Origin of the sequence: Mesorhizobium sp. WSM4983, from assembly GCF_029625765.1 — a bacterium.
Classification (GTDB): domain Bacteria; phylum Pseudomonadota; class Alphaproteobacteria; order Rhizobiales; family Rhizobiaceae; genus Mesorhizobium.
The window spans coordinates 97,322-108,208 of sequence record NZ_JARTVM010000013.1 but is presented as its reverse complement, the minus strand read 5'-3'; the positions used below and the strand labels follow the sequence as shown (position 1 = coordinate 108,208).

Genomic DNA, 10,887 nt, shown 5'->3' with positions numbered 1-10,887 from the left:
GAGCAACTTGGATTCGGAACGGTCGCCAGCGGCGGAACCGGCGAGCGGACTGTCTATCTGGGGCCCTTCGGATCAGGTCGTGGCGGTTACTGGAGCTTGCTCGGGTCGCCCGCCGACAGCCGCGCGGCATCGCGGTGAAGCAACATGACCTGCTCGGCGTCCGATCTTCGGTCATAAACCGGCTCCAGCGCACCGTCTTCATCGACTGCGAGAGCACCCGACAGATCGGGTGAGAGCACCGTCAGCTTCTGCTTGATGCCAGCCAGTTCCTCGCTGCCGAGCGTCAGCCAGTTGCTGGCGCCGCAATAGCTGGCGAATTCCTTGCTGGCGAGAATGCTGTGCGGATATTTCTTGGTCAGTACCTGGAGGCGCTGGACCTCGTTTACAGCCGAGCCGAAGACGGAGAATGTGAGCCGGTCGGTAAGCCCGACATTGCCGAACATCACATTGCCGACATGTAGGCCGATACCAAATTTTATGTCGGTTAGCCCCTTTTCCTTTCTGCGCAGATTGAGATCCGTCACGCGCGCTGTGGCGCTGCGCGCTGCCGCAAGAGCAGCCTGGCAGGCGATCTCGGACTGCGAGCGATGCCTTTCGCAAGGGTAAACGGCGATGAAACCATCCCCGATGAAACTCATGATCTGCCCCCCTTTGCGATTGAAAGGTGCAGCAACGGCGTCGAAAAACTGGTTCAGCGTATCGATATAGATTTCACGGCCGGAGGTTTCGGCAAGCCTTGACGACCCGCGCATGTCGCCCATGACCAGCGCGGCCCGGATTGTATCGCCCTCGCCGCGCTTGATCTGACCGTCAAGCACGCGCCTGCCGGCGTCGCCGCCGAGATAAGTGGTCATCATGTTGTCGGCGAGCTTGGTGAGAACCGCCATCTTGGTTGCCATAGCGAGATGGTTCTGGATGCGCAGCAGCGCCGAAATCATGCTGTCGCTGAATCCTGCGGCACTGTCGGTGGACCAGGACCCCATCATGCCCTGACTGGCGTTGCCGTTGAAGGAATGCACGAAAGCCAAATAGTCGGTGACGCCTATAAGCCTGAGATCATCGAAAACAGGAAACTCCGATGGCAGCGACGGGTCGAGCCGGCGTCGCAGGTGGTCGAGCTTGTTGCTGAGCAGATGATAGTATGGGCTGGTCAGGAACCTGTCGGACGGCGCGCCGGGCTCATTGCGGAAGCTTTCGATTTCTAAGCCTCGGCCGCGAACCCAGGTGAAGCCAAGCGCATCATAAAGCGGATGAAGCATCGAAAAGCTCAAATGCACCCGCTTCAACGGCAGGCCGGCAGCAGCCAGCCGTTCGCAAAAGCCTTTTACCAATGTTTCCAGGTCGTTGCCGGCAAGTACCGATTGGTTCAGCCAATCGGCTACCTTATCCATGAGAATGGTGGAAATTTCTGCTTGCGTTGTGCTCATGCTATCTCGAAACTCCTCGAAGACGAGGCATTGTCCTTTGATCCGCCCACAACACAGTCCGCCAACGACCCCAAGAAGAGATCCCCGAAGTCAATGAAGCCAGCTTTGGCAGGAAAAGCCGGCGAAGAACTTCGCAACTGGCTGTCCGTGCGGGCGAGCGACAGGCTAACTGTATCTATTTACTCGCGGCATTATGTGTCGACGCTGCCGGCCGAGTGCAACCACGATCCTGACATCGAGCAAAGAATTCGCCGGCTCAGACCGCCATCAGGCCTTTACCACCGTCTCTCGGGCTAGCCCGAGGCGGCCGAAAACATTGCGCGTGTCGACGATCAGAAGGGCGTGATCGGCGATCGCCTGATAGTCGATCGCGTCGTGGTCGGTTGCAACGACGACAGCATCGAAATCCTTCAAGGTCCCCTCGCTCAATTCGACAGACCGACGCCCCTTGATCGGCATATGCTCCCGTGTCGCCGGAATTTCTCTGACGTGCGGATCGTGGAATTCGGCCTTGCCGCCCCATTCCTCGATGAGTTCAATGAGCCGCAATGAAGGGCTCTCGCGGATGTCCGGCACATTCTTCTTATAGGCGAGCCCAATGATGAGAATGCGCGAGCGGCTGAGCGCCTTGCCGCAACGCCGGTCCAGCGCCCTGGCCAGTTCATCGACCACATGACGCGGCATAGCCGTGTTGATCTCTGCCGCCAGTTCGATGAAGCGGGTCGGCAGTTCGTATTCGCGCGCCTTCCACGTCAGGTAGAAAGGATCGATGGGGACGCAGTGCCCGCCAAGTCCGGGCCCAGGATAGAACGGCATGTAGCCGAAGGGCTTGCTCTTTGCCGCCTCGATCACCTCCCAGATGTCGATGCCCATCGCACCGAGCACGACCTTCAACTCGTTGACCAGGGCTATGTTGACCGAGCGAAAGATGTTTTCCGTCAGCTTGACCGCCTCGGCGGTCGCGGTGGTGGAAACCGGAACGACGGTCTTGACCACACCCTGGTAGAAATCCTTCACGAGCGCCGCCGCTTCAATGCCGTCGCCTGCCACGACCTTGGGGATCGTCGCGACTTCAAAGCTGCGGTTGCCGGGATCCTCGCGTTCGGGCGAGAAGCCAAGGAAGAAGTCTATCTTCGACTGCAAGCCGGTTTGTTCCAGGATGGGCTTGATCACGTCGTCGGTGGTGCCGGGATAGGTGGTCGATTCCAGCACGACCAACTGGCCGAGACGCAGATGCTTCGCGATGGTGCCTGCCGTGTTCCTGACAAAGGAGAGGTCTGGCTCGCGGTTTTTCGTCAGCGGCGTCGGAACGCAGATGACGATGACATCGCAGGCGGCCAGTTCGGTAAAATCCGCAGTGGCGCGAAACCGTCCGCTCGCCACCTCGACGGCAAGGGCAGTGGACGTCACCGCCTCGATGTAGGATTGCCCGCTGTTCAGATTCTCGACCTTCTGGGCTTCAATGTCGAAGCCGAAAACCGGGAAGCCGGCGCGTGCTACCGCGACCGCCAGCGGCAATCCGACATAACCCAGTCCGATCACCCCGACTTGCGCGGTGCGCGTCGAAATCCGGTTCAGCAGACTGTCATATGTCGATCGTGAGGCGTCCAAAAATCTGTTTTCCTCAATATGGACAGACTGCCCGCTTCCACGGCGAGGCTAATGTGGGCCCAACAACCCCGAGGCATATTGCGGAAAATGGATCTCCGCAAGCCGTCGTCAGGCCGACACCTTCGCCTTCAGGCTTGCGGCAGCCATCGCATAACCGCCGGCGGCGCCGTCGATGAAATGAACGTGATCGCGCTGCAGCGGCGAGGCGACGAGGCACGTCATCAAGGCCGATTGCTGGCGGTGCAGGCCATAGGTGCAAATGCCCGCCTCTTCGGCCTGCTGCAGCCGGTGCTCGATCCGCTGCAACAAATCCGCATCTACGTCGATGGTCATCTTCAAGCCGTCATCGAACTTCCGGAAATCCGAATTGCTGGCCACGTCGCGTTTGTAGATCTTCGGATCGAACCTCCCGATCGTCCAGCCATATCGATCGGTCACAGCCGCAAGCGACAACAGGAACACTATCCACAGCTTCGACAACCACCGCCTTCCCGCTGGCGCGACGGCCCGGGCCTCGAGATCGAGGCCGGCGGGCGAAAAACCGTAGGCCGGCCCGTTCACCGGCACCGGATGGCCATCGCGTTCCTGTCGACCGACAAGGGCGATGATGTCGGAAGCCAGAACCTGAAAGCCGCTCACATCGCGCGAGGCCCCCGGAACGGCTATGATCGAGACGATTTCGCCATGCCGGGCTTCGATCGGGCTCCAGCGGCAGGAGAGACCGGTCAGATCCGGCCGCGCGTTGGCCGGCGCAGGATCGATCAGGTAGCGCCCCGCTTTCATCTCGGCTTCCGCCCAACTGCCGCCGCCGCCGGCAAACATGGCATAGAACACCGCTTCGGAGGCCCGGAACCTCGCTACCCGAACGTCGAGGCCTTGCGCTCTTATATCCTCTATCGGCACGATTGCGGCGCGCAAGGTCAGGGCCAACTCGTCCGCCACCCATCGCTGTACGGCCGCCAGGGCGTTGCGCGTGATCTCCAGCGCCGAACTCGGAAACGCCACGAGCGCGCCGTCGCCGCCGAAGACAAAGGGAAGATCTTGCCGACCCAGCGCATTGAGCAGCGCCGAAATGACGCTGGCGCCGGCCATATTCACGGTTTTATAGCGCCCTGCCTCGATCGCCTTGGTCGAGCCGACGATGTCGGCGGTGGCCAGCGCCCAGCCATCGGGAAGCGGCCGATAGTTGTCGATGTCGGCAACGCTTTCGAACTTCGCGAACACCGGCAAGGAAGCGACGAACGGGTCGGACGCTGCGGCTGTTTCCATGAGCATGCAATAGCACATTCCACTGCTTGAAGGTGAAACTCGATCATGCTTCGAAATTGACTTGCGCAGGCTTTCCAATGATAGGCTCCGGCGATGCGAATTGCCTTCTACGCGCCGCTGAAGTCGCCCAATCATGCCGTTGCCTCTGGCGACCGTCAGATGGCACGGATGTTGATCAAGGCGCTTGAGCATGGAGGGCATCGCGTCGATCTGGCATCCGAATTGCGCTTCTATCTACGCGAACCGGAGTCGAAAAGTTTCGATGCGCTCAAGGTCGAAGCCCGAGAGGAAGTCGCGCGGCTGACAGAGCTTTGGCAGCGTGACGGCAAGCCCGACCTCTGGTTCTCCTATCATCTCTATTACAAGGCGCCCGACCTGATCGGGCCCGAGCTGGCGTCGGCCTTTGCCATCCCCTATGTGACCGCGGAAGCCTCCTATTCGAAGCGGCGCAACGTCGGTTTTTGGGCCGATATGCAAGCCTTGGTGGCGCGAGCCGTCGAACAGGCGGCGCTGAACATCTGCTTCACGCAAAGGGATCGTCGGGGACTGACAGACGCTCTTCCAGACGCCGTTTTCGGCATGCTTTCGCCCTTCATCGACACATCGGTATTCCGGGAACTGCCGGCGCGTGGTTGTCCGACGCGTCTCGTTACAGTCGCCATGATGCGACCGGGCGACAAGGTCGATAGCTATCGCATGCTCGCGCAAGCCCTCGCTCCGATCGGCCACCTGCCCTGGACCATGTCGGTCGTCGGGGACGGGCCTGCCCGTGACGAGGTCAAAGGGCAATTCGCCGGCCTTCCCGCCGACCGGATCGAATGGCTTGGCGCGATCGAGCCAGCCGCCGTGCCGGATGTCCTCTACAGTGGAGGGATTTACGTCTGGCCGGGTTGCGGCGAAGCTTATGGCGTTGCCTATCTTGAAGCACAGGCCGCCGGGCTTCCGGTGGTGGCGCAGGACATCGCCGGCGTACCGGAGGTCGTGCGGGATGGCCAGACCGGATTTCTCACCCCGCCGGGCGATGTGGCAGCGTTCACGTCTGCCATTGAAAGGCTTCTGGTCCGTGACGACGAAAGAACCGCCATGGCCGGCAACGCCAGACGTTTCATCCTCGAAGAACGCTCTCTCGGTACTGCAGCGGCGCGTCTTTCCGAACTTCTTGCGAAGATCGCGGTTGCATGACATTCGATCAGATCTGGCAGCCCTTGGTGGAAGAACTGGCGTGCTGGCGACGGGCGGACCGCAAGGCGGAGTTCTGGTTGCGCGACGACGACGCTGTGGATCCGACGGCTGCGCTTGATCGGCTGCTGGACCTCACCCGTGCATTCGAGGTTCCGCTCACTCTGGCCGTCATTCCGGCGCTGACCGACGAGAGGCTTGTCGTCCGGCTTGACGAGGCGCCGCATGCCTCCGTCGCCATCCATGGCTGGGCGCACCGCAATTATGCGCCGCAGGACCAGAAAAAGCAGGAACTCGGCGCGCATCGGCCACGCCAGGCGGTGCTCGATGATCTGGCCCGCGGGCTGTCGCGCCTAACCGGGTTGCACGGCGCGCGTGCCGTTCCGATGCTGGTGCCACCCTGGAATAGAATCGACCCCGGCTTGGTATCGGAGCTTGGATCGGTAGGATTTGCGGCATTGTCGGTCTTTGGGCCGCCGAAGCCGGCCTCAGTGCCGGTCATCAACAGCAATGTCGACATCATCGATTGGCATGGCACGCGCGGCTGTCGCGATCATGGGCCATTGGTTCAGGCCATCATTGCGCAATTGCAGCATGCCTTCGACGGTGGCGAACCGGTCGGCCTGCTCACCCATCATCTCGTCCACGATGAATCGGCCTGGCTTTTTCTCGAACGGCTGTTCACAGTCGCCGCACAGACTGAAGCCTGCGCATGGCTTCCGATCCGGACATTGATCGGGCGTAGCGGCGGTAGAGCAATTCCAGGAAAAGTGTGAGCGATTTTCCTCCGGAATTGCGTCAAAACAATAAGATAGAGCAAAATAGCTCAGCGCTTTTTGTGCAATGAGACTGGAAATTTGAGCGTCTGGCCGTCCCGCGCGGCAAAAGCGCCGGCAAACCTGGCTTTGGCCAGTTTCTCGATCTCGTCCAATTGGTCGTCGGTGCGTGTCGGATCGTGGTGGAACAGCCCAAGCCCTCGGGCACCGGCTGCCTCACAGAGTTTGACGCCCTGCTGCCATGTCGAGTGCCCGTTGCCACGGCGGTCTTCCATTTCGTCCTCGGTGTAGGTGCAATCGTAGATGACGAGGTCGGCGTCTTCGATCAGGTCGAGCACCGCCTGATCGAGCTTACCCGGCTCGTGCTCAGTGTCTGTGATCACGGCCACGACGCGGCCGCCCCATTCGACGCGGTAACCTATGCAGCCTCCCGGATGGTTGAGACTGCCGGTCCGGACGACCACTCCTTCGCGCGGCCTTAGAACGTCTCCGGATACGAAATCGCGGCAGTCGATGCTTGCCTTGCAGATGTCGAGCTTGGCCGGAAACCACGGCGGCCGCATGAATTCATCGACCATCTGACGGGTCGTCATGCGTCCCGCAAGATGGCCGGACCAAAGCCTGACCTTGACGCTCCGGTCATAGATCGGTTTGAAAGCCGGCAGCCCGATGATGTGATCGTAATGGCAATGGGTGAAAAACAGCTCGAAATCGGTCACGCCCGAGGCCCGAAACGCTCTGCCGGCAAGCCCTAGGCCAGAGCCGGCGTCGAACAGAAGCATATGCTTGCCGCATCGCATCTCAATGCAGCTCGTGTTGCCGCCATAGCGAGAGAATTCTGGTCCCGATACCGAAATGCTGCCGCGCACGCCCCAAAACCTGACCAGGAAATCCATGCTGCTCCTTCGCCCGTCGTGGCCAAACAACTGCTGCTAGGCGTTTCGTGCGTCGATCAGGTCCGCGGTCGTATGGCTTAGACGATCGGCAAGAACCCGCAATATCTCGATGGTCATCTCCGGGAACTCCTTCATAAGCCTCAGGAAATGATCCTTGCTGATTTTCAAGGCTTCCAGCGGACTTGCCGCTCTGACGGTGGCAGTGCGGGAGCTGTTGCACAAGATGGCGATCTCGCCAACGATCGAATTCGGCGCCAGTTCGGCAACTTTTATCGGCCCGCTGTCGGAATCGACCAGAACATCCGCGCTGCCTGAGAGGATGACATAGGCGGCATCTCCCTCGTCGCCCTGCCGGAAAAGGATCTGGCCGGCGCTGTAGCTCACACGATCGGATGTGAACGCAAGCAGCTTGAGCTTTGTCGGTTCGATGCCGGAGAACAAGGGAACGCGTTGCAGCATTCCAACTTCATCCTTGAGCAGCATTGTCGCAAACCTTCTCAAAATTCGCGTTTGCCAGGCGCCGTATCCCGTGGCCTTGCAGCCAATTCCCACCGACAGAACGATCCCATCTCAATGCCCGTTGGTCTAAGACAGCAGTTCCTTGAAGATACCCTTCCCTGCCAAAAGTGTCTCGAGCGTTCCGTCTTCCACCAATTTACCCGAGTCGAAGACGATAACGCGATCGAACATCATCCCCATTGCCGGATTCGTCACAACCCACACAATTGCCGGCGAATGGCCGTCGCACCTGGCTTCGTCGAGCACGTTTCGCAGCACCTTGTCCTGCGCACGCTGGTCGAGCGCCGACAGCGGCCGGTTGAGAATGAGAAAATCGGGACGCTTGAGCAGGGCCCGGGCAACATCGAGCTTCTGCCGCTGGCCAGCGGTCAGCCGCCTGCCGCCGGCGCCGACGTTGAAGTCCAGGCCAACATCCAGAAGTTCGGCATAAAGCCCCAATTCGTCGAGAATGTCATAGACGATGGAGCGGATGCGATCCGGCGCGTCGGGATGGTTGTTGCCCACACGCCCGAACAGGACATTATCCATGACGCTGGCCGCGGCAATGTATTTGGCAGGATCATAGCGTTCGATCGCATTTTGCAGCTCGGACGGCAGGGTTTCATAGAACCGGTTGCGTGCAGCGACGATCTTGCTCATCAGATCCTCGCTCAGCAGACCGAAGCGGTGCCGGGGCTCGATATAGGCAAAGCTCAGTGTAACGATCATGGCGCGATCGTTCTCCGAAACTGCCTCATAGGGCCGGTTCTTGAGCCGTTGCAACAAGGTTTCGTAGGCGGGTATCTCTTCGGCGCCCATGAAGGCGAGCTGCTGGAAGAACTGGTGATCGGGCGGCAGGTCGGCAAACAGCTCGATCGCCTGTTCGGCGATCTCCATGCCCATCTCGAAAAGCGTGCGGTCGAGGCCGGCTTGCCTCAGCACAGACGCAAAATAGGGATTGGCCGCTAGCGCCTTGTCGGCCAGTTCGGGGCCGGCGGCGGCGCCGAAGAGCAGGTTTTGGCCGATCGATGCTTCCTTGTTGTAGGCGCCTGGTTCGAAAGGAACCACCAGTCCGCTCAGCCCTTCCTGTTCCAGCCGGGTTCGAAGCGCCGCACGCAGTTCGACGATGCGCCTGGCGAGTTCCGTGTGACGCGTCAGGTCAGCCGAGGAGCGCAAGCCAAGATCCAGAATGTCGCGCGACAGAAGAACCGCGTCGAGCACCCGGCGCACCGCCTCAAAAAGGTCGTGCGGGCCGGTGGCGCCGGCGGAAGCATAGTCGATCCAGTCGCTCCGGATATCGAGGTCCGAATTGCCCGACCGCCGCGCCTCGTGAATGTTCCAGCGCTGCTGGTCTGCCGCAGCACCCTCATAAGGCACTGATGTCAGCGGCGCATGCTTCAACCCGTAGAGCAGGTTATCGCGGAGGCTTGCATGGAACAGGAAAACATCCGACGAGGCGTAGGACATGCGCCGGCCGGTCACCGCTTCGGGAAGTTCAAGCAGGTCGTCGGCGCCCGAAGCGATCTTTCCGCTGTCCGGCCAGTTCAGCCGCGCGAAGGCTTCCGCAAGCGCCTCCGCTCCACCTGTTGCGGTGCTGACCAGCGCCACCGTCTCACCCGGCTTGACCTGGAGCGAGATCCGGTCGAGGAGCATTCCACCGCCATCGTCCGCTATGGACAGATTGATCGCCGACAGCGGGTTGGTCATCGGACCGGGAGCATCGATCGTCAACGCCCCAATTCTTGGCGCAATGAGACCCTCGACGGTGAATTGCTCAACGACCTGCTGGTATTTGACCTGGACATCCTGGCGAGCCTGATCCCAGTCGATCAGTTCCTTCATCGGTCCGGGCAGGTCCTTGTAGGCGCTGATCACGGCCACCAGCTGGCCGACGTCCAGCCGCCCCCGGATGACCAGGTAGCCACCGATCATGTAGAACAGAAAGGGCGTGAGCTGCGCCAGGAAATTGTTGAGGAACTTCACCATGAATTTCCATTGGTAAAGATCGAAGCGGATCTTGAAAATGAGGCCGAGCCGGGCAGCTATGTCGGCGCGCTCGTAGTTTGATGTGTCGTGGACGTGAACCGCGCCGATGCCGTCGACGATTTCGCCGACCCGGCCCGAGAGCGCGCGCGCCGTCAACTGCCGTTCGCGCCCGAGCACGATCAGCCGCCGCCGCATGCGCGGGATGAGGACGATCTGGATCACCACGATCACGACCGCAATCGTTCCGAGCCAGAAGTTTTGCACCATGATGAACAGCATGGCCGTCAGCGCCTGACCGCCGAGCAGCACCGGCTGCAGGAAGGCATCGCCGATGAAGCCCCCCAGCGGCTCCACCTCGTCCTTCACCATGGTCGCCACTTCGGCGGATTTCACGCGTTTGAAGTAAATCGGCGGAAACCGCAGCACGCGATCGATCAGATCGAAACGGATACGCCGCAGCATGCGCTCGCCAAGTCGGCCTTTGTATGTGTTGATGTAGAGTTTGAACAGGCCGTTGATGATGACTAGCAAAAGGAAAACAATACTCAGCGCAAACAGCGTCTCCGTGCGGTCGAGCTGAAAGCCGGAGAAGAACTGCACCTCACCAATGAATGGCAGGTCATAGTGCAGCCTCATGAACGGCTGGGTCGCACCGGGTTCTCCGAAACCCTTACCTTGGATGGGGCCGTTGACGATCAGCTTCGGCAGATCGAAGGATATGAAATACGGGATCATCGAAAGCACGACGATCATCAATATCCAGACCTGCTGCTTCTTGGTGTGCGTCCAGATATAGCGGGCTAAACTGGGTTCCATCCGACCGTGGACCGTTCAATTGCAAGGCTGCAGGACATAGAAGCACCTGCTGGCTAATGGCGCATCGGCAATTTCTTCGTCGCCAACGACATGCTTCGAGCCACAGTGCACCGTGATTGTCCTGCGCTCAACGATGAAAGGACGCTGCGAGGCGGCGCGATCCAGTTCAGGCGCATGGTCGATGACCGCAACACGGGCATTGTTGATTAGCGAAGAAAGCAGCTGGCCAAACGATTGACGGCTGCCGTGGCGTTTTGGCGAACGGCCGCCACAGCTGCGCTGCTGATGCTGGCGCATGAACGCCGATGGTCCGGACTGATGCGACAGCCCCTCTCCGGCACGGGGCAATGGCGAAGCGGCGTGCAGCATGATCAACGTCCGCGAACCAACCAGCCTTGCCGGGGCAAGATTGCGTTGTGTCGCCCGAAA

At 60.4% G+C, this 10,887-nt stretch carries 9 protein-coding genes; 2 read left to right on the top strand and 7 right to left on the bottom strand.

Annotated elements, in window-relative coordinates; all coding sequences use genetic code 11:
• Positions 1-86 precede the first annotated feature (86 nt).
• From P9254_RS26455 to P9254_RS26445, 3 genes are all read right to left on the bottom strand, one after another.
• A complete protein-coding gene (locus P9254_RS26455) occupies positions 87-1,427 on the bottom strand; it encodes an adenylate/guanylate cyclase domain-containing protein (protein ID WP_067326319.1) in 1,341 nt (446 codons plus the stop codon).
• Between the two features lie 267 nt (positions 1,428-1,694).
• Entirely contained in the window at positions 1,695-3,038 is a 1,344-nt protein-coding gene (locus P9254_RS26450; RefSeq protein ID WP_067326315.1) for a nucleotide sugar dehydrogenase, read from the bottom strand.
• Positions 3,039-3,146: 108 nt separating this feature from the next.
• Entirely contained in the window at positions 3,147-4,325 is a 1,179-nt protein-coding gene (locus P9254_RS26445) for a DUF3095 domain-containing protein (RefSeq protein ID WP_206519893.1), read from the bottom strand.
• A 75-nt stretch (positions 4,326-4,400) separates the two neighbouring features.
• Between P9254_RS26445 and P9254_RS26440 the strand changes: the two genes are divergently transcribed.
• Both P9254_RS26440 and P9254_RS26435 read left to right on the top strand, forming a co-directional pair.
• Complete coding sequence (locus tag P9254_RS26440) at positions 4,401-5,489, top strand: glycosyltransferase family 4 protein (RefSeq protein ID WP_095800377.1); 1,089 nt, start codon at positions 4,401-4,403, stop codon at positions 5,487-5,489.
• Positions 5,486-6,262: a polysaccharide deacetylase family protein gene (locus P9254_RS26435; RefSeq protein WP_095800378.1), complete on the top strand. Its 777-nt coding sequence runs from the start codon at positions 5,486-5,488 to the stop codon at positions 6,260-6,262. The genes P9254_RS26440 and P9254_RS26435 overlap by 4 nt, the downstream gene beginning before the upstream one ends.
• Positions 6,263-6,312: 50 nt before the next feature.
• Here the strand turns inward: P9254_RS26435 and P9254_RS26430 are convergent, their stop codons facing one another.
• The 4 genes from P9254_RS26430 to P9254_RS26415 all read right to left on the bottom strand — a co-directional run bounded on the left by P9254_RS26430 (position 6,313) and on the right by P9254_RS26415 (position 10,827).
• Positions 6,313-7,158 (bottom strand): MBL fold metallo-hydrolase, encoded by an 846-nt coding sequence (locus tag P9254_RS26430; RefSeq protein ID WP_067326303.1) that lies wholly within the window; start codon positions 7,156-7,158, stop codon positions 6,313-6,315.
• Positions 7,159-7,194: 36 nt separating this feature from the next.
• Complete coding sequence (locus P9254_RS26425; protein ID WP_067326300.1) at positions 7,195-7,641, bottom strand: cyclic nucleotide-binding domain-containing protein; 447 nt, start codon at positions 7,639-7,641, stop codon at positions 7,195-7,197.
• A gap of 102 nt (positions 7,642-7,743) precedes the next feature.
• A complete protein-coding gene (locus P9254_RS26420) occupies positions 7,744-10,458 on the bottom strand; it encodes an ABC transporter transmembrane domain-containing protein (RefSeq protein WP_095781213.1) in 2,715 nt (904 codons plus the stop codon).
• A gap of 15 nt (positions 10,459-10,473) precedes the next feature.
• Entirely contained in the window at positions 10,474-10,827 is a 354-nt protein-coding gene (locus P9254_RS26415; RefSeq protein WP_095800379.1) for a hypothetical protein, read from the bottom strand.
• Between the last annotated feature and the right edge of the window lie 60 nt (positions 10,828-10,887).

Excerpts from the sequence above, each read along its gene's own strand:
- P9254_RS26445 (WP_206519893.1), bottom strand. The coding sequence starts at position 4,325 with ATGTGCTATTGCATGCTCATGGAAACAGCCGCAGCGTCCGACCCGTTC.
- P9254_RS26455 (WP_067326319.1), bottom strand. The coding sequence starts at position 1,427 with ATGAGCACAACGCAAGCAGAAATTTCCACCATTCTCATGGATAAGGTA.
- P9254_RS26420 (WP_095781213.1), bottom strand. The coding sequence starts at position 10,458 with ATGGAACCCAGTTTAGCCCGCTATATCTGGACGCACACCAAGAAGCAG.
- P9254_RS26435 (WP_095800378.1), top strand. The coding sequence starts at position 5,486 with ATGACATTCGATCAGATCTGGCAGCCCTTGGTGGAAGAACTGGCGTGC.
- P9254_RS26440 (WP_095800377.1), top strand. The coding sequence starts at position 4,401 with ATGCGAATTGCCTTCTACGCGCCGCTGAAGTCGCCCAATCATGCCGTT.
- P9254_RS26430 (WP_067326303.1), bottom strand. The coding sequence starts at position 7,158 with ATGGATTTCCTGGTCAGGTTTTGGGGCGTGCGCGGCAGCATTTCGGTA.
- P9254_RS26415 (WP_095800379.1), bottom strand. The coding sequence starts at position 10,827 with ATGCTGCACGCCGCTTCGCCATTGCCCCGTGCCGGAGAGGGGCTGTCG.
- P9254_RS26425 (WP_067326300.1), bottom strand. The coding sequence starts at position 7,641 with ATGCTGCTCAAGGATGAAGTTGGAATGCTGCAACGCGTTCCCTTGTTC.